Source organism: Leucobacter chromiiresistens (assembly GCF_900102345.1).
Taxonomy (GTDB): domain Bacteria; phylum Actinomycetota; class Actinomycetes; order Actinomycetales; family Microbacteriaceae; genus Leucobacter; species Leucobacter chromiiresistens.
Window position 1 is genome coordinate 1349935 of sequence record NZ_FNKB01000001.1, and the last position, 25566, is coordinate 1375500.

A 25566-nucleotide genomic window follows, 5' to 3' on the forward strand; every position below is an offset into this window, starting at 1 on the left:
ACGAGGGGCCCGCGATCAGCGGCCCTCGAAGGTGCGCCTCCACTCCTCGGCCGAGGTGATCTGCGGCAGTGCCGCGCGATACTCGGCGGCGAGGCGATCCCAGTTCTTCTCGATCTCGCGCACCAGGTCGCGCGACTCCTTCAGCAGGCGGCGGAACTTCGCCCGATCGTGGCGGTACCACATCTTGCCGCTGCCGTCGGCGGCCCCGATGAGCACGCTCGAGTGGCGCGGAATGCGCCACCACAGCGCGTCCACCTTCGCGTACTCCAGCTCGGGCGCCTGCGCGTCGTGCTCGCTCACGGTGCGCCGCCAGTGGACCGGGATCATGCGCGCGGTGAACGCGCCGAGACGGAGACCCGTCGGATAGTCCTTCGGCTTCTTGAGCAGCGGGAGCGCGCGACCGCCGCGCGCGTACGGCGTATCGGGATCGCCGGAGCGGTACACGTGCGTCTCGGGGAAATCGGCCGCCCGGGCCCGGGCCGCGGGCATGTCCTTCGGCAGATCCTCATGGAGACCGCTCGGGCCCCGCAGCACCGAGCGCATGCCGTCGACCGCGAGCTGCGTCGCGTAGTACTGCATGTTCAGCAGCTTCTTGATGTCTTGCCGGCCGCTGTTCTGCAGCAGCTTGCCGCTGCCCGGCTGGTCGGAGTGCAGCAGGCCGGCGATGATGCGGTTGCGGGTGTGGAAGAACGCCTGCCAGTCCTGCGAGTCGTCCTTGTCGATCCAGGAGACGTGCCAGAGGGCCACGCCGGGCATCGACACCGTGCGGTAGCCGGCGGAGCGGGCGCGCAGGCCGTACTCCGCGTCGTCCCACTTGATGAACACCGGCAGCGACAGGCCGATCTCGGCGATGATCTTCTTCGGGATCATGCACATCCACCAGCCGTTGTAGTCGGCGTCGAGACGCGCGTGCATCCACGGGGTCTGCCGCAGATTGCGCTTGCGGAAGTCGTGGCGGTGCTGCTCCTCGAACGAGGGACCCCAGAGGAAGGGGCCTGGCCGTACCACCTCGGCCCAGGCGTGCAGCACGGGCTTGTCGAGCAGATCGAACATGTGGCCGCCCACGATCACCGGCGTGCGGCTGAAACGGCCGAACTGCAGGGCGCGGAGCGCGCTCTCCGCCTCGAACTCCACATCGTCGTCGAGCAGGAGCAGGAAGTCGCTGTCCTCCCGCTCCAGCGTCTCGGCCATCGAGCGCGCGAACCCGCCCGAGCCGCCCAGGTTGCCCTGCTCGATGACCTGCAGCTTCTCGCCGAGCGCCGCCGCCACCTCGTCGAACCCGGCCTCGTCGCGCACCTTCTGCGTGCCCTGATCGACCAGGAAGATGCGATCGATCCCGTCGAGCAGCCCGGGGTTCTCGGCGACGTTGCGGAGCGTGCCGACGCAGTAGTCGGGCTTGTTGTACGTGGTCATGCCCAGGCTGAGCTTGCCCGTCTCCACCGGCTGAGCGTCGGTCGACCAGCGGCCGCCCTGCAGCTCGAGATCCTCGGTGCTCGCGATGAGATCGAACCAGTACCAGCCGCCGTCGCTGAAGGAGCGCAGGGGGAGATCGAACGTGGAGGTCGCCTCCCCGGTCACCGCGCACGAGTCGACGCGCTGCTGCACGCCCGACGCGTTCGAGCGGTACACGATGATCGTGCCGGGGCCCTGCGTGGTCAGCTCGAGCCGCACCCGGTCGACGACCGTCCAGTGCTGCCAGTACGCCGCCGGGAACGCGTTGAAGTAGCTCGCGAACGAGACGCGGTGCCCCGAGCGCACGCGCATGCTGTCGCGGGAGAGCACGTGGTCGATGTGCGCGTTCTCGCTGAGGCGCACGGGCCGGTTGCGCACCGTGGTCCAGGTCTCGGCGTCCGCGTAGAGCGGCAGCATGTCCGGGTCTTTGGCGACGGGGAACACGACGTTCTGCAGGATGGTCGGCATCGGAGCGAGCCTCTCTGGGCGTGCGGCGGGCAGAGTACCGATTCAGTCTAGCGGCGCGGTTGCGCCCGGAGGCTGGGGGTCGAGCGGGGGTGCGGGCCGAGCGGGGGCGCCGCTTAGGCTGGAGCGGAGCGGTCCGATCCCGTGCCGCCGATCCCCGTCTCGAACAGGAGCCCCCGTGGTCGCACCCGAACACGCCGCCGACGCCGGGCGCGGCGCCGATCTCGCCCGCGCCGATCTCGCCAGCGCCGATCTCGCTCGCGCTGATCTCGCCCGCGCCATCGATCACACCTTCTTGAAGCCCGAGGGGCGGCGGGCGGACGTGGAGCGCGCCGTCGCCGAGGCCGAGGAGCTCGGCGTGTACAGCGTCTGCGTGTCGCCCAGCGAGCTGCCGCTGGAGCTGCCCGCGGGGAGCGCGCTCCAGGTCACGGCCGTGTGCGGGTTTCCGAGCGGCAAGCACCGCTCCGCCGTCAAGGCCGCGGAGGCGGCGTTCGCCGTGGCGCAGGGCGCCGACGAGATCGACATGGTGATCGACGTCGGGGCCGCGCTCGACGGGCGCATCGAGGCGGTCGAGGCCGACATCCGGGCCGTGCGCGCCGCGGTGCCCGCGCCCACCGTGCTGAAGGTGATCATCGAATCGGCCGCGCTCGACGACTACACGATCGTCGCGGTGTGCGGCGCGGCCGAGGCCGCGGGGGCCGACTTCGTGAAGACGTCGACCGGCTTCCACCCCGCGGGAGGAGCCACGGTGCACGCTGTGGAGGTGATGCGGCGGGCCGTGGGGGATCGCCTCGCCATCAAGGCGTCGGGCGGCATCCGCAGCCGCGAGGACGCGGAGGCGATGCTGCGCGCCGGTGCGAGCCGGCTCGGCCTCTCGTCGAGCCGGGCCGTGCTCTCGGGCGGAACGGGTTCGTCCGGGTACTGAGCGGGGTGTGCTTCCGCCCGGCGTGCGGAGGCGGGCGCCTGATCGCTCGAGTGTCGTCGGCCGGGCGCCTGCCCGCTTGAGCGTTGTCGGGTGCTCAACAACGGATGCCCCGAAATCTTGGAATCGAACCCGCGGTCTCGACCTCGTGAGTGTCGGTGGTGCCGACCAGGCTTGTTCCATGGAGGCCGAACCGTTCTTTCCCGACCCGCAGGGCGCCGAGCTCGATGCGGTCGTGACGGCGATCGCCGCGGTCGAACGGGAGATCCGCGGTCTCGAGGGTCGCAAGCGGGCGCTGCTCGCGCGGGTGCGGCAGGTCTCCGATGCGGTGTGCGCAGCTGAGGGCCGCACCGGGCGAGCCGCCGAACTGGTGCACCGCGCGGCCTCGGCCGAGGTGGGGTTCGCGCTCGGCATCGCCGATCGCAGCGCGGAGGCCCTGATCGAGCGGTCGCACGATCTGTGCACGCGGTTCGCGGGGGCCCACGCCGCACTCGCGTCAGGGCGCATCTCGGTCGCGCACGCCTCCGCCATCGCCGACGCCGGGCTGATCATCGCGCGCCCGGTCGCTCGTGAGGCGTACACGCGGGCAGCCGTGGAGGTCGCGGAGGCCGAGACGCCGAACCGGGCGCGTCGGGCCGCGAAGGTGCTCGCGGAGCGGTTCGCCGAGCGAACGCTCGACGAACGATGCGCGCGTGCCGCCGAAGCGCGACGGGTGTGGGTGACGCCGCTCGACGACGGGATGGCGGAGCTGCACGCGGTCGTCGACGCGGCGCTCGCCGCGGCCCTGCACGACCGTCTGACGCGGATCGCGCGGGTGCAGGTAGACGCCGATGCGGCGGCGGCTGCTACAGGCGAGAGCGGTGAGCGTGACGTCGGCGGGGTCGTGCCGCGCACGCTCGATCAGGCGCGGGCCGACCTCTGCACGGAGCTGCTGCTGAACGGCGACCCGTCGCAGGCGTGGCGCGCGCACGGCGGGGTGAGTGGCGAGCGGATCGATGCGCGGGTGCAGGTGATCGTGCCGGTGAGCGCTCTGACCGAGGATGCCCCCGCGGTGGGCGCCCCCGCCACGCATACCGGCCTCCCGGCGCCGGCGATGCTCAGCGGGTACGGTGCGATCGGCGCGGACCGCGCGCGGCTGCTCGCGGGTCTCTCCCGGAGCTGGGACCGAGTCGCCGTCGACCACGCGACGGGCGAGGTGCTCGCCGTGGATCGCTACCGGCCCTCCGAGGAGCTGCTCCGCTACCTCCGTGCGCGGGATCAGCACTGCCGGTTCCCGGGTTGCCAGATCGTGCCGTTCCGCGCAGACGTCGACCACACGCACGACGCGGCCCGGGGAGGAGCGACCTCAGTCGTCAATCTGGCGGTGCTGTGCCGACGCCACCACACGATGAAGCACCACGCGGGCATCGAGATGACGCAGCACCCCGACGGTTCGATCGACTGGGCGACGCCGCTGGGGCGCCGAAAACGGGAGCGGCCGCCATCCCGGGTGATGTTCGGCCCCGTCGCAGACGCCGGTGGCGGCGCGGAGGTCTCGCAGCACGAGCAGAGCGCGGCGGCCTGAGCGCTGCCCGAGCGCGGCGCCCGAATGCCGGCGGCCTCAGTCGTCGTGGACCTGCAGCTCCTGACCGGCGCGCCACACGGCGACGGTGAGCGGCGGCGCGCTCGCCGCGATCTCGCGCAGCAGTTCGAACTCCACGCGATCCGCGTTGCGCCGGTGCACCGCGGCGTCGGTGCCGCCCGCCCGTGCGGCGAGGCGCGCGAGCCCGAATTCGGCGAGCAGCCCGCGGTCTTCGAGCATCTCGTCGCGGAGGGCGCGCACCACGAAATCGTCGACCTCCGGAGTCTCGGCGTATGCGGTGGCGGGGTCTTCGCCGTCGCGCACGAGGTGCTCCAAGATGGTCTCGCGTTCGAGGCGCGCATCGGAGCGCAGCTGCACGAGCCGCTCGGTGGTGAGGTGCAGCGCGGTCATCGCTGCACCCCGACGGCGCCGGTCTCCGACGTGATGGGCACGCGCCGCCAGGGCAGCTGCGTGGGTTCGGCCTCGAGCGAGGGCAGCTGGAAGTCGAAGCGCGATTTCACGGCCAGCAGCACGAGGAGCAGCCAGTTCCCCTCGATGATGAGGCGGCTCTCCGTGAGCGACTGCACGAGCAGGGCGATCATCACGAGGAACGGCCAGAGCGCACTGGTCGCGTAGGTCAGCGGCGGCCCGTAGCCGCGCCGCGGCGGGTCGACGGCGCGGAACCAGACGCGCCACGTGGTGAGCACGACCAGCGGGGCGAACGCGAGCAGCCCCACGATGCCGAGCTGGAACCAGACGTCGAGCCACGCGTTGTGGGCGCTCATCACCTGGATGCCGGCCTTCTCGTCGAGCGAGGCGAACGGCTCGGCCCACGGCGCCCAGTAGCTCACCCAGCCCCAGCCGAACCAGGGGCGCTGCTCCGCCAGGTCGATGACCTTCTGCCAGGTCTCGACGCGGCCGGTGAGGTCTCCGCTCTTGCCGAGCAGCCCGAAGACGAAGTCGCGCGCGAACAGCACGAGCCCGATGGCGGCGACCAGCACGGCCCCGCCGGTGGCGTAGAGCGGCACGCGGCGCTCGGGCCCGAGCCTGCGGGCCCACAGGGCGAGGACCAGCCCGACCACCACCGCGGCGAGCGCGACCCAGACGGTCGCCCCGCGGGTGAGCAGGATCGTGCCGAAGGAGACGACCACCCAGAACCATCCCCGTACGGGGCGCACGAGACCGGCGCGCAGCTGGATGCCGAAGATGATGAGCCCGAGCAGGGCGATGAACCCGAGCAGCACCGAGCTCGCGACGAGGCCCTGGATGGGGCCGCCGGCGAAGAGCAGGTCGCGGCTCCAGTAGAGGAGCTTCGGCACCTTCCCCGATTCGGGCACGTCGACGAAGCCGTCGATGAAGTTCTGGAAGACGGGGCGCTGCACGAAGACCGCGACGATCAGCTCGAAGACGAGCGAGAGCCCGATGAGGTACCGCAGCGCGGTGCCGAGCGTGCGCAGCACCTCGTGCCACGACAGCACGAAGGCGATGACGACGGCGAGCAGCGTGGTGGCGAGCTGCCCGAGCACGCCGAGCACGCTCTCGAAGCGGTACTGCGACCAGAGGATCGAGAGGATCGCGAGGCCGAGGAACCAGTAGAGCGGCGCGGGCAGGCGATACCAGCGGAACCGCTCCGGTCGCTCGCGCACGAAGATGACGATCCCCCACACGACGAGCGCGGCGGCGAGGCCCAGGAAACCGGCCCATCCGACGAGATTGCGCACACCGTTGCTGCCCAGCGCCAGGATGAAGACGCAGATCGCGAACGCGCTCACACCGAGTCTGGTCTTGCTCTCCGACATAGTCGGTATGGTAGTTCATGCCCCGCGACGGTCGGTGCGCGCAGGCGGCCCCGAGTCGGTCGATGTGCGGCGGCCGAGAGGCGGAGGCGGAGGAGTGACGTGCTGATCTTCATCGAGAACACCCCGCGCGCGTACGCCTGGGGGTCGACCGAGGCGCTCCCCGACATGCTCGGCACGGCCCCGACGGGCGAGCCGCAGGCGGAGCTCTGGCTCGGCACGCATCCGGGCAGCCCGGCCCAGGTGGCGAAGGCGACCCCGGTGCAGCACACGCTCATCGACCTCGTCGAGAGCGATCCCGAGCGCTACGGCGTCGATGGCGGCCCGCTCCCGTTCCTGCTGAAGGTGCTCGCGATCGGCGCGCCGCTGTCGTTGCAGGTGCACCCGAATCGCGAGCAGGCGGCGGCCGGATTCGCCGCGGAGGAGCGGGCGGGCGTGCCGCGCGATGCCCGCGAGCGCAACTACTGCGATCCGACGCACAAGCCGGAGCTGCTGGTCGCGCTGACCGAGGTGACGGCGCTGAGCGGGTTCCGCGATCTGGCGCTCGCCCGCGAGGATCTGCTGCTGCTGGCGGCCGCCGCCCGCGAGCTCGGCCTCGCACCGGGGGCGGCGGGGTTCGAGCGCGCCGCCTGCCGACTGGTCGGGCGCGACGCGGGCGAGCTGCGACGCGACTTCCTGACCTGGGTGTTCAGCCGCGAGCCGGCGGTCGGCGACGCCCTGGCGTGTCTCGTGGAGGTGCTCGCGGCCGCGGAGTCGGGCGTGCTCGGGTTCTGGGAGCGCGCGCTCGAAGAGGGTGCGGTCGATCCGGATCGCCTCGCCGCGCTCCGCGCCCTCGCCGCGGCGCATCCGGGCGACCCGGGGGTGCTCGTCTCGCTGCTGCTGCACCTCGTGCGGCTCGCACCGGGGGAGGCGATCTACCTGGGCGCGGGGCAGATCCACGCCTACCTCTCGGGCGTCGCCGTCGAGGTGATGGCGTCCTCCGACAACGTCTTGCGCGCGGGCCTCACGCAGAAGCACGTCGACATCGACGAGCTGTGCCGCATCGTCGACACGGGAGAGCTCGCCGACCCCCGCTTCCCGGCCGAGCGCCTCGGCAGCGGGGTGCTCGCGTGGCGCCCCGCGGTGCCCGAGTTCCAGCTCGTGCGCGCCCGCGTGCGCGAGGCCGAGGCGGAGGCGGGCAGCGGCTACGCGGCGTCGGAGGCCGCCACCCGCGTCGATCTCCCGGCGCACGCCCCCGTCGTGCTCGTCGTGACCGCCGGCAAGGTGCGCATCGAGCGCCCCGATGCGCAGCCCGCCGAGGTGGTGAGCGCGCGCCGGGGCCAGTCGCTGTACGTGTCGGCCGGCGAGCCGATCTGCATCACCGGGCACGGGGAGGTCTTCCTCGCGACCGTGGGAGTCGGCGAGCGCTGATCGGCCTGCGAAGGCGAGTACACTGATCCGCGTGTCGAACGCCGAATCCGAAGCCCCCGCCTCGCGAACCGCCGCAGCCCCCGCCGCCGCGCGGTCCGCTGCGCGCGCTCCGGAGCCGGGATCGGCGGCGGCCTCCGACCGCCTCGGCGGCCTCGGCCGCGTGCTCATCGCGGTGTACATCGTGCTCGCGCTCGCCGCGACCTTCCGCTCCGTCTATCAGATCATCGCGAAGTTCGACGAGGCGCCGCTCGCGTACTCCCTGTCGGCGCTGTCGGGCGCGGTCTACATCGTGGCGACCATCGCGCTCATCAAGCGCCGCGGCGTGTGGCGCGGCATCGCCTGGGGCGCGCTCATCTTCGAGCTCTGCGGCGTGCTCGTCGTCGGGCTGCTCAGCATCCTCGAGCCCCAGCTCTTCGGCCATCCGTCGGTCTGGTCGTTCTTCGGCAGCGGCTACCTCTTCATCCCGCTCGTGCTGCCGGTGCTCGGGCTGATCTGGCTCCGCAGCACGGCTCGTGCAGGATCCGCCTGATGCAGATCATCGAATCGCTCGACGCGATCCGCCCCGCCGATTTCGCGTCCGGCAGCTGCGTCGCCATCGGCAAGTTCGACGGCCTCCATCTCGGGCACCAGGCGATCCTCGAGCGCATGCGCACCGCCGCCCGCTCCTCGGGCGCGCGCAGCGTCGCCTTCACCTTCGCGAACCACCCGCTCAGCTACCTGCGCCCCGAGGCCTGCCCCCGTCCGCTCATGAGTCGCGCGCAGCGGCTGGAGGCGATCGCGGGTCTCGGCCTCGACGCGTGCGTGATGGTCGAGTTCGACGAGGCGTTCGCGTCGATCCCTGCCGAGGAGTTCGTCGTCGACGTGCTCGTGGGGCGGCTCAACGCGAAGCACGTGCTCATGGGCGCCGACTTCCGCTTCGGGCACCGCGGCTCGGGCGACGGTGCGCTGCTGCGCGCACTCGGCGAGCGGCACGGCTTCACCGCCGAGGTGCTCGACTGGGTCGAGGACGACGAGGCGGGTCAGGTGTCGTCCTCCCGCATCCGCGAGGCGCTGCTCGCGGGCGACGTGGAGGGGGCCGGGCGCATGACGGGCCGCCCCGTCGCGGTGCGCGGCGAGGTGGTGCACGGCGACGCGCGCGGGCGGGAGCTCGGGTTCCCCACCGCGAATCTGGGCGGGGTCATCGAGGGGCTGGTGCCCGCCGACGGAGTGTACGCGGGCTGGGCCGTGCTCGACGGCGTCTCGCATCCCGCCGCGATCTCGGTCGGCAACAATCCGACGTTCACGCCCGACGAGGTCTCGCGCGTCGAGGCGTACCTCCTCGACTTCTCGGACGACATCTACGGTCGCACGCTCGAGATCCGCTTCGCGCACCGCCTGCGCGGCATGGAGCGGTTCGACGGCCTCGACGCGCTCGTCGTGCAGATGCACGCCGACGTGGCGCGGGCGCGGGAGCTGCTCGGGGCCTGAGCGCGCCCGCTGCGAGCGCGCTCTCGCGATCCTCCCGGCGCCGGATGCTAGAATCGGTGGCACGGTCGCGCTTTCTGCGGTTCGCGAGTCCCATGCCGCGCATGAGGTCAGGCTCCGAACCCGCGAGCGACCTGCGACTCGGTACGCGTTCCGAGACTGCAACTCGCCGATCAGGAGATCCATTGGCATCCACCACTGCCACGCGTCAGCCCCAGACGAAGAGCGGCGCGCAGCGCGGCCAGTCGCGCTCGAACGGTCGCCGCAAGCACACGCACAACGAGGGCATCATCCCGCTGCTCGCCCGCGCCGTACGCGAGGTCGAGGCGTCTGCGCAGCGCGGCAAGGCGACGCCCGCGAACCGCACCAAATTCCACGTGATCGCGCTGCTGATGCGCGAGGAGCGCGCCCGCGTCAAGACCGACGAGCAGGTCAGCGACGCGGAGCGGGCCGAGACCCTGAAGCGCCTCGACGGCGTCGCCTCGATCCTCGCGAAGACCGCGGCCCGCGACACGAGCCTCATCACGCTGCTCGAGCCGACCGCGCCGATCACCGACGCGACGCGACTGCTGAAGCGCAAGATGCTGACGCAGGCCGGCATCGAACTGCCCGAGGAGGAGAAGGCGGCGCCCGAGCCCGCTCGCGCGATCGTGCCCCCCGAGCTGGCCGAGCGGCAGGTGGAGCCCGCGGGCATCGAATCGCGCATGCGCGCGAACCCGTTCCTCAAGCCCGATCTCGCGCCGCCGAAGCAGCCCACCCCGGTCGTGCGACTCGCGAACTGGGAGCTGCTCGGGCCGCTGCTCAAGTCGTTCGAGCAGGGCGGCGGCGGCTCGGCCTGCATGGAGCTCCCGGAGCCCCCGGTGCCGGATCGCCTCGCCCCCGCCGGGCGTGAGCTCATGCCGCACCAGGCGCGCTTCCTCGCGAGCGTGCGCGACGGCCACCGCAGCTTCCTGCTCGCCGACGAGCCGGGCCTCGGCAAGACCGCGCAGTCGGTGCTCGCCGCCTCCGTCGCCGACGCCTACCCGCTGCTCGTCGTGGTGCCCAACGTGGTGAAGATGAACTGGGCGCGCGAGGTCGAGCGGTGGACGCCGCAGCGGCGCGTCACCGTGATCCACGGCGACGGCAACGACGTCGACGCGTTCGCCGACGTGTTCATCGTGAACTACGACATCCTCGACCGGCACCTCAGCTGGATCTCCGACTTCGGCTTCGCGGGCATGGTCGTCGACGAGGCGCACATGATCAAGAACGTGCAGTCGCAGCGATCCCGCAACGTGCTCGCGATCTCGGAGCGCATCCGCGAGCGCACCCCCGGGGTGTCGCCGCTGCTCATCGCGCTGACCGGCACGCCGCTCATCAACGACATCGACGACTTCCGGGCGATCTGGCGCTTCCTCGGCTGGACCGAGAGCGACAAGCCGGGGCCCGAGCTCATGGCGCAGCTCGAGAACAACGGGTGGACGCCCGCCGACGCGGCGTTCTACCCGGAGGCGCGCCAGAGCGTCATCGACATGGGCATCGTGCGGCGCCGCAAGATCGACGTCGCCGCCGACCTGCCGGCGAAGCGCGTCGTCGACCTGCCGGTCGAACTGGACGACGAGCTCGGGCGCGGCATCCGCGACGCGGAGGCGCAGCTCGCGAAGAAGCTGCTCGACCGGTTCCGCGCGGTGAAGCGCGGCAAGCTCGGCGAGAAGCTCGACGACGCCGCGATCATCCGCATGGTCGCCTCGCAGGAGCTCGAGGAGTCGCACGCCTCCGCCGACGGTCTCAACGTGTTCACGATGGTGCGCCAGATCGGTCAGGCGAAGGCGCAGCTCGCCGCCGACTACGCGGTGCAGCTCGCACGTTCGGTCGGCAAGGTCGTGTTCTTCGCGAAGCACATCGACGTGATGGATCGGGTCGAGCGCCAGCTCGCCGACGCCGGGCTCAAGACGGTGTCGATCCGCGGCGACCAGACCGCGGCGTTCCGCCAGGAGCAGATCGACGCCTTCAACCAGGATCCCGACGTCTCGGTCGCGGTCTGCTCGCTGACCGCCGCCGGCGTGGGCGTCAACCTGCAGGCGTCGTCGAACGTGGTGCTCGCCGAGCTCAGCTGGACGGACGCCGAGCAGACGCAGGCCATCGACCGCGTGCACCGCATCGGCCAGGAGGAGCCCGTCACCGCGTGGCGCATCGTCGCCGCGCAGACGATCGACGCCAAGATCGCGGAGCTCATCGACGGCAAGGCGGGCCTCGCCGCTCGCGCGCTCGACGGAGCGGCCGCCCCCGCGGAGGATGCGGATTCGGTGCAGCTGCTCGCGCTCGTCAGCGTGCTCGCGCAGGCGGTGGAGCGCGAGGGCGCGTAGGGAGTGGCGGTCTCCGCCCACCCCCGGGGCGACCCCGGGGGATTCGGCGCAGACGCGCCGTGGCAGGTTCGATGCCGCATTTTGGCGAGAATGATCGTATCCGCGTCGATCCTGCCAAAGCTAGGGTGGAACGGGGCGATCCCGCCCCGTTGCTCGCGCGCCGAAGAATGAGGAGTCGCATGCGCATTGGTGTCCTGTGCTCAGGGGGAGACAGCCCCGGAATGAACGCCGCGATCCGCGGCGCGGTGCTCCGCGGCGTCGAGGTCCACGGCTTCGAGATGGTCGGCTTCATGGACGGCTGGCGCGGCTTCCACGAGGACGACCGGGTGCCCCTCGACCGCGCCGCGGTGCGCGGCATCTCACCGCTCGGCGGCGTGATCCTCGGCACGAGCCGGGTGCAGCCGTTCGTCTCGGGGCGGGGCGACGAGGCCGACATCCGGGTGATCCGCGAGCGCGTCGACGCATACGGCCTCGACGCCTTCCTGCTGATCGGCGGCAACGGCACGCAGACCGTTGCGCAGATGCTCACGGACCACGGCATCCCCGCCATCGGGCTCCCGAAGACCATCGACAACGACCTCAGCGGAACCGACTACACGTTCGGCTTCGACACCGCCGTCTCGATCGCCTCCGAGGCGATCGACCGCCTGCGCACCACCGGCGACTCGCACCGGCGCTGCATGGTGCTCGAGGTCATGGGCCGCGATGCCGGGTGGATCGCGCTGCACGCGGGCATGGCCGGCGGCGCGCAGGTCACCCTCGTTCCCGAGTTCCCCGAGTCGATCGAGCAGATCAGCGAGTGGGTGCTGAGCGTGCGCGACCGCGGCCGGTCATCGCTCGTAGTGGTAGCCGAGGGCTTCCGGCTCGCGGGCGACGCCGCGCAGACCACGCGCGACGGGCTCGACGGGTTCGGTCGCAAGCGGCTCGGCGGGGTGGCCGAGGTGCTCGCGCCGCTCATCGAGCAGCACACGGGCATCGAGACCCGCGCGACCGTGCTCGGGCACGTGCAGCGGGGCGGATCGCCCACCGCCTTCGACCGCGTGCTCGCCACCCGCACGGGCATCGCCGCCGCCGACGCCGCGCAGGCGGGGCAGTGGGGCACCATGGCGGGGCTGCGGGGCGACCGCATCGCGATGGTGCCGCTCGCCGAAGCCGTCGGGCACCTCAAGACGGTGCCGGAGGCGCGCTACGAAGAGGCCCGACTCAACTTCGGCTGAACGGCAACGCGTTCTCGCTGGGACGGAGGCGCGTCAGACGGCGAGGCGCTCCTGCACGTCCTTGAGCGACGGGTTCGTCGCCGTCGACCCGTCGGGGAAGACGAGCGTCGGCACGACCGCGTTGCCGCCGTTCACCGACTTCACGAGCTCCTCCGTGCCGGGCGTCTCCTCGATGTCGACGACGGTGTAGCCGATGCCGGTCTTGTCGAGCATCAGCTTGAGGCGCTTGCAGTACCCGCACCAGGTCGTCGAGAACATGGTGACCGTGCCGGACTCGGGCGTGAACTCGTTCAGCGTTGCAGTACTCATGCGCACAGGGTACTCGCCGAAGCCCCGGAGCGACTGTGCGCGTCGACTGGCGACGCTCCCGCGATCCGACTCCCAGGTGAACGGGGCGTGAACGGCCACCCCCCAGCTTGACCTGCCGAAGGCGAGGTGGAACCATGATTACGGCGCTTGCGGGGGCACCCTCGGGGTTCACGGGAACGTGAACGAGAGATGACTTCGCCGGTGTTCGACAGGACCCCCCGACCCCGAACCGAAAGACGCCGGTGGAACTCACCATCATCGTGCTGCTGGTCATCGTACTGGCCCTCTTCTTCGACTTCACGAACGGTTTCCACGACACTGCGAACGCGATGGCGACGCCCATCGCGACGGGTGCGCTGAAGCCGAAGACCGCCGTGATGCTCGCCGCGATCCTCAATCTCGTCGGGGCGTTCCTCTCGACCGAGGTCGCGAAGACCATCTCGGGCGGCCTCATCAACGAGGGCGGCGACGGGGTGCTGATCACGCCCGAGCTGATCTTCGCCGGACTCATTGGCGCCATCGTCTGGAACCTGGTGACCTGGCTCTACGGGCTCCCCTCCAGCTCGTCGCACGCCCTGTTCGGCGGCCTCATCGGCGCCGCCATCGTCGGAGCGGGCGTCGCGTCGATCAACGGGGGCGTCTTCCTCTCGAAGATCCTCATCCCCATGGTCGCCGCACCGCTCACCGCGGGCATCGTCGCCTTCACCGCCACGAAGGCCGCCTACGCGATCACCCGCCGCCACGACGGCAAGAAGGATGGGCGCGGCCGGTTCCGCTACGCGCAGATCGCCTCCTCGTCGCTCATCGCCCTCGCGCACGGCACGAACGATGCGCAGAAGACCATGGGCGTCATCACCCTGACGCTCGTTGCCGCGAACCTGCAGGAGCCGGGAACGGGGCCGCACCTCTGGGTCGTCGTCGCCTGCGCGCTCGCGATCGCGATCGGCACCTACTCGGGCGGGTGGCGCATCATCCGCACCCTCGGCGCCGGGCTGACGCAGGTGAAGCCCGCGCAGGGCTTCGCCGCCGAGACGAGCAGCGCGGCCACGATCCTGGCCTCGAGCCACCTCGGGTTCGCCCTGTCGACAACGCAGGTCGCCTCCGGCTCGGTCATCGGCTCCGGCCTCGGCCGCCGCGGATCGAGCGTGCGCTGGCGCACCGTCGGCCGCATCGCCTCGGGGTGGCTCTTCACCCTGCCCGCCTCCGGCGCGGTCGGCGCGATCGCCGCCGCCATCGCGCACACCGGCATGGTCGGCGTCATCATCGACGCAGTGCTCGGCTTCGCCTTCATCATCTTCATCTTCTGGCGCTCGCGCCGCAACAAGGTCGACCACTCCAACGCCATCCCCGCGCCCGACGTCGCCGAGTCGGGCTACGCGGTGCGCATCCGCAAGGGGAAGGTGAAGGTGCCCAAGTCGAAGGCCGGCGCCCCGGCGCCCCTGAACTCGGTCGCGCAGACCGCGATGCGCGACGACGAGGCCGCGCGCGAGGCGGCCCGCGAAGCCGCTCGCGAGGCGGCACTCGCGGCCGAGCGCGCGGGCGATGCGCTGCCCGGCGGCTACGGGCCGATCCCGACGCGCAGCACCCGGCAGCAGGAGGGCGACCGATGATCGACTGGACGGCATTCCTCATCGTCTTCGGCTCGGCGCTCGTCGCCGCGCTGTTCGTCGTATCCCTCTACTCGCTGGGCCTCCGCTTCCTCGCGACCCCCGCCCCGCCGGCGCGACTGGCAGACGGATCCGTCGCGCCCAACGGGCCCTCCCGCGACGACGAGGACGACGACGTCGACGCAATCGGCCGCCCGCGGTGGGCGACGGTGCTGGCGAACATCTGCTTCGGGCTCTCCGTGCTGGTCGTACTCGTCGGCATCTTCCTCATCGTTCCCGCGTTGCACTTCTGGTGAGTCGCCCGGAGTAGTGTGACCGCATGACTGCGACCGCACTGCACCGCATTCCGACACTCGTCGCCGGCCTCCGGCACAGCCACGCGCGCGGCATCACCCGGCCCGAGGAGTGGCGCCGGGAGCAGCTCACCCGCCTGCGGGCGCTGCTCGAGGAGCGCGGCGCCGATTTCGAGGCCGCGCTGCGCTCGGATCTCGGCAAGTCGGGCACCGAGGCGATGCTCACCGAGATCGGGTTCCTCGTCTCCGAGATCGACCACGCCCTCGCGCACCTCGCGCGCTGGATGCGGCCCCGGCGCGTACGGGTGCCGCTCGCCGTGCAGCCGGCCACGGCGAGGATCGTGCCCGAGCCGCTCGGCGTCGTGCTCGTGATCGCCCCCTGGAACTACCCCCTCATGCTCGCGCTCTCGCCCGTCGTCGGAGCGCTCGCCGCGGGCGACTCCGTCGTCATCAAGCCGAGCGAGCTCGCGCCCGCGACCTCCCGGCTGATCGCCCGGCTCGTACCCGACGTGCTCGACCGCCGCGCGGTCGCCGTCGTGGAGGGCGGCGCGCCCGAGACCACGGCGCTCCTCGCCGAGCGCTTCGACCACATCTTCTACACCGGCAGCGCCCGCGTCGGCCGCATCGTGGCGCGCGCGGCAGCCGAGCACCTCACCCCGGTCACCCTCGAGCTCGGCGGCAAGTCGCCCGTCTACGTCGACGACACCGTGCCCCTCCACCTCGCCGCGCAGCGCATCGCCTGGGCCAAGTTCATGAACGCCGGCCAGACCTGCGTCGCGCCCGACTACGTGCTCGGCCGGCCCGAGGTGCTCCGCGAGCTGGCCCCGCTGCTCGCCGAGGCCGTCCACACGCTCTACGGCAGCGCCCCGCAGCAGAACCCCGACTACGGCCGCATCGTGAACGCGGATCAGTTCGACCGGCTCGTCGGATACCTCGCAGACGGCGACGTCGTGTTCGGCGGCGAGCACGATGCTGCGGACCGCTTCATCGCGCCCACCGCCCTGAGCGGCGTCGACCCCGCCGCACCGGTGATGCGCGACGAGATCTTCGGACCGATCCTGCCCCTCGTCGACGTCGCGGGTCTCGACGACGCGCTCGCCCTCGTGAACGGCCGCGAGAAGCCCCTCGCCGCGTACGTGTTCAGCGCCGACGCCGAGACCCGCCATCGGTGGGAGCGCGAGACCAGCTCGGGAGGGCTCGGCTTCGACGCGCCCGCGCTCCACCTCGTCGTGCCCGACCTGCCCTTCGGCGGGGTGGGGGAGAGCGGCATGGGCGCCTATCACGGCGAGCGATCGTTCCGCACGTTCAGCCACGAGAAGGCGGTGCTCGCGAAGCCGCTGACCCCCGACACGCTCGCCGGCACCATCATGCCGCCGTTCACCCCGCGCAAGGACGCGCTCGTGCGCCGATGGCTCGGCAAGCTGCGCGGGCGCAGCGTATGACCGGCTTCGGATCGCCCCGTCGCTAGGATTGCCCTGTGACAGACCCCCAGAACAGCCGAGACGCCGCGGGCGCCGGCGACGCAGCCCACGAGCTGCCCCTCGGCGTGCGCGTCGCGGCGGCCTGGTCGTGGCGCCTCGTGCTCATCGGGATCGCGCTCGCGGGGTTCCTGTGGCTCGTCGTGCAGGTGCGCATCATCGTGATCCCCGTGCTCGTCGCCATCCTGCTCACCGCGCTGCTCGCCCCCGTCGTGCACTGGTTCGAGCGCCAGAAGCTGCCCCGGTGGCTCGGCGTCGTCTTCGCGCTGGCCCTCTTCATAGCCCTCGTCTGGGTGCTGCTCACCCTCATCATCACGCAGCTGCGCGACGGCCTCGGCGATGTCGCGAGCCGCTCCGAAGAGGTGTGGTGGGAGATGCTCCGCTGGGCGGAGGCCACCTTCGGCATCTCCGCGAACGAGATCGGCGCGTTCACCGATCAGCTGTGGAAGACCGTCGACGAGCACCAGTCGGAGCTCTGGAACGGGGCGCTCGGCGTCGCCACCTCTGCCGGCCAGTTCGTCGCGGGCCTCCTGCTCACCATCTTCTCCCTCATCTTCATGCTCATCGACGGCCGGCGCATCTGGAACTGGGTGCTCGGATTCCTCCCGGCACGCGCGCACGCGCCGGTCGACGCCGCCGGCCGGGCCGGCTGGGTGTCGGTCGGGCAGTACGTGCGCGTGCAGATCTTCGTCGCCTTCGTCGACGCGGTCGGCATCGGCGTCGGAGCGGCCGTGCTCGGCGTGCCCCTCGCGATCCCCATCGCGATCCTCGTCTTCCTCGGCTCCTTCATCCCGTTCCTCGGCGCCATCAGCACCGGCCTGCTCGCCGCGTTCGTCGCGCTCGTCTACAACGGACCCGTCACGGCGCTCCTCATGCTCGGCGTCGTGATCCTCGTCAACCAGATCGAGGGCCACGTGCTGCAGCCGCTCGTCATGGGCAGCGCCGTGCGCGTGCACCCGCTCGGCGTCGTGCTCGCCGTCTCGACGGGCGCGCTGCTCGCCGGCATTCCGGGAGCCCTGTTCGCCGTCCCCCTCGCCGCGGCCGCCAACTCGGTCGTCAACGTGCTCGTCAAACGGCAGTGGGAGACCGGCGTCGACCCCGTGGCCGAGTACCACCGCAGATATCAGTTGCACCACCGTGCCAAGCACCGCGCGCGAGCCGTCGCCCGGATGCGGCGCAAGGAAGGACGTTCATGACCGAGCAGACCACCGCACCGGTGCTCGAGGACTTCGAGCGGGCGCTCGACGTCGTGCACCGGGTGACGCAGCGCACCCCGCTCGAGACCTCGCGCTACCTCGCCGAGATCCTGGACGTGCCGACCGTCTACATGAAGTGCGAGAACCTGCAGCGCACCGGAGCCTACAAGCTGCGCGGCGCCTACTACCGGCTCACGCAGCTCACCGCCGAGGAGCGGGCGCGCGGCGTCGTCGCGGCGTCGGCCGGCAACCACGCCCAGGGCGTCGCGTTCGCGGCGCGCGAGCTGGGCATCAAGGCCACCATCTTCACGCCCCTCGGCGTCGCGCTGCCGAAGCTGCAGGCGACGCGCGGGTACGGCGCCGAAGTGGTGCTCGAGGGCGCCACCTTCCACGAGACGAACGCGGCCGCCCAGCGCTTCGTCGCCGAGACCGGCGCCGTGTTCATCCCGCCGTTCGACCACGAGGCGGTGATCCACGGTCAGGGCACCGTCGCCCTCGAGATCCTCGACTCCGCACCCGAGGTCGAGACGATCGTCGTGCCCATCGGCGGCGGCGGGCTCGTCTCGGGCGTCGCCGCGGCGGCGAAGCTGCGCGCCGAGCGCGACGGCACCCCCATGCGCATCATCGGCGTGCAGTCGGAGAACGCGTCGCCCTTCGTCGCCTCGCTCGACGCGGGCGAACCCGTCACCATCCCGACGAAGCCCACCATCGCCGACGGCATCGCCGTGGCCCGCCCCGGCGATCGCACCTTCGAGTACGTGCGCGACTACGTCGACGAGGTCGTCACCGTGAGCGACGACGACATCGCGCGCGCCATCGTCGTGCTGCTCGAGCGCGCCAAGCTGGTCGTGGAGCCCGCGGGCGCCGCCGGCGTCGCCGCGATGCTCGCCGGCAAGGCGCGGGTGAGCGGACCCACCGCCGTGATCCTCTCGGGCGGCAACATCGACCCGCTGCTGCTGCAGCGCGTCATCGGTCACGGTCTCGCCGCCTCGGCGCGCTACATGAAGCTCCGCATCCTGCTCCCCGACGTGCCCGGCCAGCTGGTGCGCACCGCGTCGATCGTGGCGGAACACAACGCGAACGTCGTCGAGGTGATCCACACGCGCCACGCCACCGAGCTGCCGATCAGCGAGGTGGAGCTCGAGCTGCACATCGAGACGCGCGGCCACGACCACGGCGAGATCGTGGCGCAGGCGCTGCGCGACGCCGGCTACATCGTGCGCGTGGGCGAGCGCTACTGAGCGGGCTTCGGTCTCCGAGGCGACGCGCATCGCGCGGCGCGCGGCGCGCGGCGCTGAGCGCTCGCTGGCGCCGAGCTCCTGCTCGCTGGCGCCAAGCCCCTGCTCGCCCGCCGAGCCCCTGCTCGCTCGCCGAGCCCCTGCTCGCTCGCCGAGCCCCTGCCGATTCGGCGCGCCGGCAGGGGTTCGGCGCCGGGCCTGCCGTACGCGGGAGGGGTCAGAGCGGCAGCGGCGCGCCCGCCTGCTGCGCGTAGAGCGCGATCGCTCGGCGCGCGTCGGCGACGGTGATGCTGCCGCCTCCGGTGATGTGGAGCCCGTAGGCGTCCTCGAGTGCGACGAGGTTCATCGCGATGTCGTCCAGCGGCCCGGTGAGCGAGAAGTCGCCGGCGGCGACCCCCTCGGCGAGTATGCCCCGGAAGAGGTCGAGCTGCTCGCGGTAGAGCCGCTGCACGAGCTCGTCGTGCAGCGGCGATTTGCCGCCGAGCACGTCGAATTCGTACAGCAGGCTCATGAGCGCGTCGTCGGGCCCGGTCGGCAGTCCGGCGGCGATGGCGACGGCGAGCTTCGCCGGAGCCCCGACCTCGCGGGCGACCAGCTCGGCGCGCTCGGCGCCGACGCGCTCCATGCCCGCGGCGTGCGCCTCGACGAGGATCGCGTCGAGGTCGTCGTAGTAGTAGAGCAGGGCGCCTCGGGTGACGCCCGCCTGGTTGGCCACGTCGGTGAGCGAGAGGCTGCGGAGCCCGTGCTGCGCGGCGGCGGCGAGCGCGGCGTCCACGACCTCCTTGCGTCGCTGCTGCTGGGTGCTCGGGCGTGCCATGCCTGCCAGTATGCCAGCCGAGCCGGTCGCCCCGAGCGAGCGGGGTCGATTGCGGAGGGTGTCGGCCCGCGCAACCCGCCGACACCCTCCGCAAGTGACCCCGCTCGCACCAAGGGGGCGGAAGGCGGGCCGGGCAGGAGGGCAGAGAGGGCGGTCGCCACGCGTTATTTGACATCTGCGTAAATTAATTTACTGTTGAGTAAAAGAACTCGGCGGATCGCCGTCGAGCCGAACTCGTAGGAGCTGACATGGCCGTCGACACCCTCTTCACCGGAGGCCGCATCCGCACCTTCGACCCCGCCCAGCCGTGGGCCGAGGCGCTCGGCGTCACCGACGGACGCATCTCCTACGTCGGGCCCGCCGCCGACGCCCCGGCCGCACGCCGCACGGTGCAGCTCGAGGGCCGCCTCCTCACCCCGGGCGTCGCCGACACGCACAACCACCTCCTGCTCGGCTTCGACGACCTCGCGGTCAGCCTCGACCAGGTGCAGAGCCTCGACGTGGTGCGCGCACGCATCGCCGAGTTCGCCGAGGCCCACCCCGAGCTCGACTGGATCTGCGCCGAGAACGCCCTCTACTCCGTCGTCGAAGGTCGCCGCCCCCGCGCCGACGACCTCGTCGGCGTCACCGACCGGCCGGTCTTCATCACCACCTACGACCAGCACTCGGTCTGGCTGAACCGCCCCGCGCTCGCGAAACTCGGCATCCTGGGCGGCGGCGACATCGCCTGGGGCAACCCCGAGATCGACGCCGCGACGGGGGAGCCCACGGGGTGGGTCACCGACTTCTACACGAGCGCCATGACCATCGCGGGCCTCGCCGAGCTGCAGCGCGACATCCCGCTGTACTCGCCCGACCGGCGCTACCGCAAGATCACGAACAGCCTGGAGATGGCCGCGCGATCCGGCATCACATCGGTCGTCGAGCCCCAGGTGCCCCTCGCCGAACTCGACCTGTTCGCGCGCGCCGAGCGCGAGGGCAGGCTCACCAGCCGAACGACCGCCGCGATCTACCACCCCGTCGGCGCCGACGGAGGCTTCCGCGCGCGCATCACCGAGGCGATCCGCGAGACGCCGCAGCACGATCGGTTCACGCTCGGCCCGGTCAAGCTCTACGCCGACGACGTGATCGAACCGCACACCGCCGCCATGCTCGAGGACTACGCGAACCGCCCGGGGCACCGCGGCCGCCCGAGCCTCGAACCGATCGAGTTCACGAAGCTCTTCGTCGAGCTCGACCGCCTCGGCTACCAGGTGCACACGCACGCGACCGGCGACTGGGGCATCCGGCTGACGCTCGACTCGATCGAGGCGGCCCAGCGGGCGAACGCGCGGTCGGGCGCGTCCCGCGACACCCGGCACGGCATCGTGCACGTCGAGTGCCTCGCCCCCGAGGATCTGCCGCGCTTCGCCGAGCTCGGCGTCGTCGCCGCCATGCAGCCGCGGCACGCCTCACCCGACCTGGTGGCGGGCACGTGGATGGAGAACGTCGGCGAGGCCCGGTGGGATCGCGCGTGGCGCTTCAAATCGATGATCGAATCCGGCGCGCGCGTCACGTTCTCGAGTGACTGGCAGGTCGGCGAGATGGATCCGCTCATCGGGCTCTACAGCGCCATGACGCGCGCCCGCCTCGACGGCGGCGACGCGTGGACCGTCGACGAGCGCCTCGACCTCGATCGCGCGCTGCGGGCGTACACGCTGGGCGGCGCGGAGGCCTTCCACCGCGAGCACGAGCTCGGCGCCCTGCGGGTCGGCGCGCTCGCCGACGTCGTCGTCTGGTCGGGCGATCTGTACGCCATGGAGCCGGCGGAGCTGCTCGAGCAGCGCGCCGACCTCACCGTGGTCGGCGGCTCCGCGATCCACGACGCCCGGGGAGAGCTCGGCGGGGTCGCGGCGGCCGCGCACGGGCAGGATCCGGCCGGCGCCGGGCAGACCTGCGCCGAACCCGCCGCACCGGCCGCATCCGTCGCGCACGCCCACGCCTCCACTCACGACCACGCCCACACCCACGACCACGCCCACACCCACGACCACGCCCACACGCACTGACCCGGAACACCGAACAGAGGATCCCAGATGTCGACGACGCCATCGCACTCAGCAGTCGCAGCGGGCGACGACCAGATCGCGCACGCCCTCGCCCCCGGGGCCGGCTCGCTCAAACGCACCCTGAAGCTCCGCCACCTGGTCTTCATCGGCCTCGCGTACATGGCGCCGCTCGCGGTGTTCGACATGTTCGGCATCGTCGCGGAGGTCACGAGCGGCCACGTGCCCCTCGCCTACCTCGTCGTGATGATCGCCGTGCTCTTCACCGCCTTCAGCTACTCGCGCATGGTGCGGTTCTTCCCGATCGCGGGGTCCGCGTACACGTACACGAAGGAGGCGATCAACGCCCACCTCGGCTTCCTCGTCGGGTGGGTGGCCACCCTCGACTACCTGCTGCTGCCCATGATCAACGCGATCCTCTCGGCGATCTACATGACCGCCGTGATCCCCGGCGTGCCGTTCTGGGTGTGGGTGCTGCTGACCGTCGGCATCTGCACGGCGCTGAACCTCGTCGGCGTGAAGCTCGCGGCCAGCATGAACGTGATCCTCGTCGGCATCCAGCTCGTCGTCGCCGTGGTGTTCGTCGTGCTCACGGTCGTCAACATCGTGAACGGCGCCAACGGCGCGGAGTTCACCGTCCGCCCGTTCATCTCGAGCGACGTGCAGGGCGCCGCCATCGCAGCGGGCGCGGCGATCCTGGCCCTCTCGTTCCTCGGCTTCGACGCGGTCTCGACGCTCGCCGAGGAGGCCGAGAAGCCCGAGCGCGACATCCCCCGCGCCATCTTCATCATCATCGCGGTGGCCGGCGCGTTCTTCATCACCGTGACCTATGTCATGCAGACGCTGTTCCCCGACGTGACCCAGCTCGCCGACATCGTCGGCGCATCGCCCGAGATCGCGAAGTACATCGGCGGCGCCGCCTTCCAGGCCGTCTTCGTCGGCGGGTACATGATGGCCGTGCTCGGCTGCGGCATCACGCAGCAGATGAGCGCCGCCCGCCTGCTCTACGCGATGGGGCGCGACGGCGCCCTGCCGCGGAGGCTCTTCGGCACCGTCGACCCGCGCACCGGCGTTCCCGTGGTGAACGTGCTGATCGTCGCCCTCGTCGCGCTGACGGCCCTGTTCGTCGACCTCGACCAGGCCGCATCGATGATCAACTTCGGCGCCTTCATCGCATTCACCTTCGTGAACCTGTCGGTGATCTTCGTGTTCTTCAAGTTCCTGCAGCGCCGCACCGCGGGAGCGTGGGCGACGTTCGTCGCCGTGCCGGCGATCGGCGTCGCCATCAACGTGTGGCTGTGGCTGAGCCTCGACCCGATCTCGATGGTCATCGGCGGCGCATGGCTGGCGCTCGGCGTCGTCTACCTGCTCGTGCAGACGCGCGGGCTGCGCACTCCGGCGCCCGAGCTCACCGGGCCGATCAACCTCTCCATGTACGAGTGAGGGGTGGGGCCGCTCGCGCGGCCCCACCCCTCGACGTCGCGCGCGCTCAGCCCGCGTAGGTGTCGACCGCGACGATCTTGACGGCGATCTCCTTGCCCGTGGGCGCCGCGTAGGTGACCTCCTCGCCGACCTTCCGGCCGAGGATGGCCGCCCCGAGGGGGCTCTCGGCGCTGTACACGTCGAGGTCGGATCCGTTCGCCAGCTCGCGATTGCCGAGCAGGAAGCGCTCCTCGTCGCCGAAGATCGTGGCCGTGACGACGGTGCCGATCTCGACGACCCCGCTCGCCTCCGGGGCCTCGCCGACGACGACGTGCTTCAGCAGCTCCTCGAGGTCGCGGATGCGCGCCTCCATCTTGCCCTGCTCGTCCTTCGCAGCGTGGTAGCCGCCGTTCTCCTTGAGGTCGCCCTCCTCGCGGGCCGCCTCGATGCGGGCCGCGATCTCCTTGCGGCCCGGCCCGGAGAGCTGCTCCAGCTCACCCGTGAGCCGGTCGTAAGCCTCCTGGGTCAGCCAGGTCTGGGTGGGCTCGGCCATGGACGATCCTCGTTTCACAATCAGCGGTCTCGAAATCGACGCGCGGACGCGCCGGGAATGCAGAGAACGCCCTGAACCATCAGGGCGTCGCCTCCAGGCTACCAGGGGTGCTCGCGGGTGTCAGTTCCGCGCGGAGGGGTTGACGCGGAGGCACGGAGCGGTTGACGCGGAGGCGCGGCGCGGTGCCCGCTGCGCCTCACTCGGCGGCGCGATCCTCGATCACCCAGCAGTCCCGCACCGAGGCGGCCGTCGCCGGGTTCGTCACGACGACCCGCGTCGTGACCGTGTGCGACTGCTGCTCGGTGACGGGAAGCTCGACGATCTTCCAGCCGACCGTCGCCTTCGACGTGTTCAGCGCCTCCACCGCGCACGCCACCGGCGTGTTCGGCTCGGTGGTCACCTGGAACTTCATGTCGAGACTCGTCTCGCCCTGCTTCGTGAAGCCGATGTCCTGGAAGGCGACGCGGTTCGGCTGCTGCCACCCGCTGAACAGGAGGAAGGCGATGCCCGCGGCGACGAGCAGGGCGGCGGCGGCCCACGCGAAGCGCCGATCGAACGAGGCGCGTCGGCGGGTGCCGTAGCGATCCTCGAGCGATTGCGCGGCCGGCGCGGGATCGCCGGGTGCGTCGACGGCCTCGGCCTGCGGCACGGCAACCTCCGATGTGCGCTGGGTAAACTGGATCTCTGTTGCCAGAGTACCGGGAAGCTCCCGGGAAGCATGTGAGAGGACCCTCATGACGCTCAGGTTGATCGCGGTGCACGCGCACCCCGACGACGAGTCCAGCAAGGGCGCCGCCACCTACGCGCACTACGTCGACTCGGGTGCCGAAGTGCTGATCGTGAGCTGCACCGGCGGAGAGCGGGGCGATCTGCTCAACGAGCTCGTCTCGCGCGATCCGAAGAGCCGGCGCGACCTCTCCGGGCTGCGCCGCGACGAGATGGCGCGCGCCCGCGAGATCATCGGGTTCCAGCACCGCTGGCTGGGCTACCAGGACTCCGGGCTGCCCGACGAGGGGGAGACCGTGCCCGAGACCTCGTTCGCGGGCATCCCGGCCGATGTCTCGGCCGAGGCGCTCGTGCGCATCGTGCGCGAGTTCCGCCCGCACGTCATGATCACCTACAACGAGCAGGGCGGCTACCCGCACCCCGACCACATCCGGTGCCACGACATCAGCCGCATCGCGTGGGAGCGCTCCGGCGACCCCGAGGCGTACCCCGAGGCGGGCGAGCCGTGGGAGATGTCGAAGCTCTACTACGAGGAGATCTTCAACGCGAAGCGCGTGAACACGATCTACCAGTGGCTCGCCGACAACGATCCGACGTCGCCCATGATCGAGCAGTTCACCGAGATACGCGAGTGGATGACGCGCCGCCCCTACGTGGGCACCGCGAGCATCGACGTGGGGCGCTTCTTCGAGCGCCGCGACGAGGCGCTGCGGGCCCACGCCAGCCAGGTGCCGCCCGACAGCACCTTCTTCTTCTGGCCGAACGAGCTGCAGCGCCAGGCGTGGCCCTTCGAGGATTACCGCCTCGCCGCCTCCCGGGTGGCCACGAGCGAGTTCGAAGCCGACCTGTTCCAGGGAATCGAGGAGGGCGCATGAGCCTGTTGACCACGGCGGCCCGCATCGCCGAAGAGGCCGAGTTCGACCCCGACACCGTGAGCCCCGGCGTCGCCGGTTTCATCGCGTTCGCGGCGCTCGGAATCGGCATCATCCTGCTCGGCTTCAACCTCGTCAGGCGCCTGCGCCGCAACAGCTACCGCGCCGAGGTGCGCGAGCAGATCGAGCAGGAGCTCGCGGCGCAGAACGGCGCCGTCGGCACGGCGGCCGCGGATCCGCAGGCGCCCGTGCAGCCCGGTCGCGCCGAGGCGGGTGCGTCGGGCGCCGAGCCTGGCGCGCCGAGCACCGAGCCTGGCGGCTCCCGCATCGAGCCTGGTGGCTCGCGCACCGAGCCTGGCGCCGAGTCGCGGAGCTGAA

At 71.5% G+C, this 25566-nt stretch carries 23 protein-coding genes; 16 read left to right on the top strand and 7 right to left on the bottom strand.

Features of this window, described 5'->3' with window-relative positions:
* Nucleotides 1-15: 15 nt before the first annotated feature.
* Entirely contained in the window at nucleotides 16-1920 is a 1905-nt protein-coding gene (locus BLT44_RS06240) for a glycosyltransferase (RefSeq protein WP_010154906.1), read from the bottom strand.
* A 277-nt stretch (nucleotides 1921-2197) separates the two neighbouring features.
* Between BLT44_RS06240 and deoC the strand changes: the two genes are divergently transcribed.
* Nucleotides 2198-2842, top strand: a complete 645-nt coding sequence (gene deoC, locus BLT44_RS06245; protein WP_050803153.1) for a deoxyribose-phosphate aldolase — start codon at nucleotides 2198-2200, stop codon at nucleotides 2840-2842.
* Between the two features lie 178 nt (nucleotides 2843-3020).
* Nucleotides 3021-4403 (top strand): HNH endonuclease signature motif containing protein, encoded by a 1383-nt coding sequence (locus BLT44_RS06250; protein WP_010154904.1) that lies wholly within the window; start codon nucleotides 3021-3023, stop codon nucleotides 4401-4403.
* A gap of 36 nt (nucleotides 4404-4439) precedes the next feature.
* On the opposite strand, the gene BLT44_RS06255 is transcribed toward BLT44_RS06250, so the two are convergent.
* The gene (locus BLT44_RS06255; RefSeq protein ID WP_010154903.1) at nucleotides 4440-4811 is read right to left on the bottom strand and encodes a hypothetical protein; all 372 of its coding nucleotides are present in this window, start codon (nucleotides 4809-4811) and stop codon (nucleotides 4440-4442) included.
* A complete protein-coding gene (locus BLT44_RS06260; protein WP_010154902.1) occupies nucleotides 4808-6199 on the bottom strand; it encodes an O-antigen ligase family protein in 1392 nt (463 codons plus the stop codon). Before BLT44_RS06260 ends, BLT44_RS06255 begins: the two co-directional genes overlap by 4 nt.
* A 99-nt stretch (nucleotides 6200-6298) precedes the next feature.
* Here BLT44_RS06260 and manA point away from each other — a divergent pair, with 99 nt between their 5' ends.
* The 5 genes from manA to BLT44_RS06285 all read left to right on the top strand — a co-directional run bounded on the left by manA (nucleotide 6299) and on the right by BLT44_RS06285 (nucleotide 12632).
* Nucleotides 6299-7606, top strand: a complete 1308-nt coding sequence (manA, locus tag BLT44_RS06265) for a mannose-6-phosphate isomerase, class I (RefSeq protein WP_010154901.1) — start codon at nucleotides 6299-6301, stop codon at nucleotides 7604-7606.
* Between the two features lie 31 nt (nucleotides 7607-7637).
* Nucleotides 7638-8135: a hypothetical protein gene (locus BLT44_RS06270; RefSeq protein WP_010154899.1), complete on the top strand. Its 498-nt coding sequence runs from the start codon at nucleotides 7638-7640 to the stop codon at nucleotides 8133-8135.
* Entirely contained in the window at nucleotides 8135-9073 is a 939-nt protein-coding gene (locus BLT44_RS06275; protein WP_010154898.1) for a bifunctional riboflavin kinase/FAD synthetase, read from the top strand. The genes BLT44_RS06270 and BLT44_RS06275 overlap by 1 nt, the downstream gene beginning before the upstream one ends.
* Before the next feature lie 182 nt (nucleotides 9074-9255).
* Nucleotides 9256-11415, top strand: coding sequence for a DEAD/DEAH box helicase (locus BLT44_RS06280; RefSeq protein WP_010154897.1), 2160 nt, complete (start codon nucleotides 9256-9258; stop codon nucleotides 11413-11415).
* Between the two features lie 179 nt (nucleotides 11416-11594).
* Entirely contained in the window at nucleotides 11595-12632 is a 1038-nt protein-coding gene (locus BLT44_RS06285; protein WP_029608036.1) for a 6-phosphofructokinase, read from the top strand.
* Nucleotides 12633-12665: 33 nt separating this feature from the next.
* On the opposite strand, the gene BLT44_RS06290 is transcribed toward BLT44_RS06285, so the two are convergent.
* Entirely contained in the window at nucleotides 12666-12941 is a 276-nt protein-coding gene (locus BLT44_RS06290; protein WP_029608035.1) for a mycoredoxin, read from the bottom strand.
* Between the two features lie 242 nt (nucleotides 12942-13183).
* On the opposite strand from BLT44_RS06290, the gene BLT44_RS06295 reads away from it, so the two are divergent.
* From BLT44_RS06295 to ilvA, 5 genes are read left to right on the top strand one after another with little or no spacing between them, the layout of a single operon-like run.
* Nucleotides 13184-14551: an inorganic phosphate transporter gene (locus BLT44_RS06295; protein ID WP_010154894.1), complete on the top strand. Its 1368-nt coding sequence runs from the start codon at nucleotides 13184-13186 to the stop codon at nucleotides 14549-14551.
* Entirely contained in the window at nucleotides 14548-14844 is a 297-nt protein-coding gene (locus BLT44_RS06300) for a hypothetical protein (protein WP_010154893.1), read from the top strand. The genes BLT44_RS06295 and BLT44_RS06300 overlap by 4 nt, the downstream gene beginning before the upstream one ends.
* 23 nt (nucleotides 14845-14867) lie before the next feature.
* Nucleotides 14868-16283, top strand: coding sequence for an aldehyde dehydrogenase family protein (locus BLT44_RS06305; protein WP_010154891.1), 1416 nt, complete (start codon nucleotides 14868-14870; stop codon nucleotides 16281-16283).
* 35 nt (nucleotides 16284-16318) lie between these two features.
* Complete coding sequence (locus tag BLT44_RS06310) at nucleotides 16319-17515, top strand: AI-2E family transporter (RefSeq protein WP_010154890.1); 1197 nt, start codon at nucleotides 16319-16321, stop codon at nucleotides 17513-17515.
* Entirely contained in the window at nucleotides 17512-18756 is a 1245-nt protein-coding gene (gene ilvA, locus BLT44_RS06315; RefSeq protein WP_010154889.1) for a threonine ammonia-lyase, read from the top strand. Before BLT44_RS06310 ends, ilvA begins: the two co-directional genes overlap by 4 nt.
* Nucleotides 18757-18970: 214 nt before the next feature.
* Here the strand turns inward: ilvA and BLT44_RS06320 are convergent, their stop codons facing one another.
* The gene (locus BLT44_RS06320) at nucleotides 18971-19570 is read right to left on the bottom strand and encodes a TetR/AcrR family transcriptional regulator (protein ID WP_029608034.1); all 600 of its coding nucleotides are present in this window, start codon (nucleotides 19568-19570) and stop codon (nucleotides 18971-18973) included.
* A 248-nt stretch (nucleotides 19571-19818) separates the two neighbouring features.
* Between BLT44_RS06320 and BLT44_RS06325 the strand changes: the two genes are divergently transcribed.
* Together BLT44_RS06325 and BLT44_RS06330 are read left to right on the top strand one after the other, a co-directional pair.
* The gene (locus tag BLT44_RS06325) at nucleotides 19819-21618 is read left to right on the top strand and encodes an amidohydrolase (protein ID WP_010154887.1); all 1800 of its coding nucleotides are present in this window, start codon (nucleotides 19819-19821) and stop codon (nucleotides 21616-21618) included.
* 27 nt (nucleotides 21619-21645) lie between these two features.
* The gene (locus tag BLT44_RS06330; protein ID WP_010154886.1) at nucleotides 21646-23058 is read left to right on the top strand and encodes an APC family permease; all 1413 of its coding nucleotides are present in this window, start codon (nucleotides 21646-21648) and stop codon (nucleotides 23056-23058) included.
* Between the two features lie 46 nt (nucleotides 23059-23104).
* On the opposite strand, the gene greA is transcribed toward BLT44_RS06330, so the two are convergent.
* Together greA and BLT44_RS06340 are read right to left on the bottom strand one after the other, a co-directional pair.
* Entirely contained in the window at nucleotides 23105-23590 is a 486-nt protein-coding gene (gene greA, locus BLT44_RS06335) for a transcription elongation factor GreA (RefSeq protein WP_010154885.1), read from the bottom strand.
* Between the two features lie 196 nt (nucleotides 23591-23786).
* Complete coding sequence (locus BLT44_RS06340) at nucleotides 23787-24239, bottom strand: DUF4307 domain-containing protein (protein ID WP_010154884.1); 453 nt, start codon at nucleotides 24237-24239, stop codon at nucleotides 23787-23789.
* An 85-nt stretch (nucleotides 24240-24324) separates the two neighbouring features.
* On the opposite strand from BLT44_RS06340, the gene mca reads away from it, so the two are divergent.
* Together mca and BLT44_RS06350 are read left to right on the top strand one after the other, a co-directional pair.
* Nucleotides 24325-25191 (top strand): mycothiol conjugate amidase Mca, encoded by an 867-nt coding sequence (gene mca / locus BLT44_RS06345; protein ID WP_010154883.1) that lies wholly within the window; start codon nucleotides 24325-24327, stop codon nucleotides 25189-25191.
* Nucleotides 25188-25565, top strand: a complete 378-nt coding sequence (locus BLT44_RS06350; RefSeq protein WP_010154881.1) for a hypothetical protein — start codon at nucleotides 25188-25190, stop codon at nucleotides 25563-25565. The genes mca and BLT44_RS06350 overlap by 4 nt, the downstream gene beginning before the upstream one ends.
* The last annotated feature ends 1 nt before the right edge of the window (nucleotide 25566 follow it).